General features: G+C 39.2%; 1 protein-coding gene. It reads right to left on the bottom strand.

Features of this window, described 5'->3' with window-relative positions; translation table 11 throughout:
• The coding region (locus tag DXC01_RS19945) for a transposase (RefSeq protein WP_243111690.1) at positions 1-636 on the bottom strand (636 nt) is incomplete at both ends.

The following is a 636-nucleotide window of genomic DNA, read 5'->3' as shown; positions in this document are numbered from 1 at the left end:
CTTCTGGTTGGTCATATGCCCCATATCTTTTTCTTTGCGGATATTTCGGATGTCTCCCACAACCACACAGCGGATATCTTCTTTTCTGCAGTATTCTGTAATCCATCTGGTCACTTTGTGGAGATAATCCTTCACTGCATTCTGCTTTTTCCTGTAAAGTCTCTGGATATGTTTCGATGATTTTGGATATTTTATTCCTCTTTTCGATTGCTGTGCATACCATCCGGACTGCACTCTGGCTATTTCTTTATGAAAATATCTTTCCAAAGAAAGATATTTTCTTCCCAGAATAAAAGTCCTGCCATTTCCAGAATCATAACAGGTCATCAGATTATGAAGTCCCAGATCAATCGATAAATAATATCCATTCTGAGAAAGCCGTTCCGGCTCTTCAATCTCATAAATAACAATAAGGTCGCATTTTCCGTTTTTTGGTGGATAGATCCGCAGCTGTTTTATATGATCCATGTTCCTGAAAATCTTATTTTCAAGATATAGAAATTTTTCATGGATCCCATAGGTTTCTTCCATATAGCTTTTCAGATCCTTTGGCAGAGACAGCCGCAGCTGGTCTGAGCCTTTCTCATGCCGGATCCCCATCTGCATGTATGTGACCGGTATATTATCCTGTTTAAA

Source organism: Blautia sp. OM07-19 (assembly GCF_003481595.1).
GTDB lineage: Bacteria > Bacillota > Clostridia > Lachnospirales > Lachnospiraceae > Blautia_A > Blautia_A intestinihominis.
The sequence above is the reverse complement of the archived record's forward strand: the minus strand, read 5'-3'. Positions and strand labels throughout refer to the sequence as shown.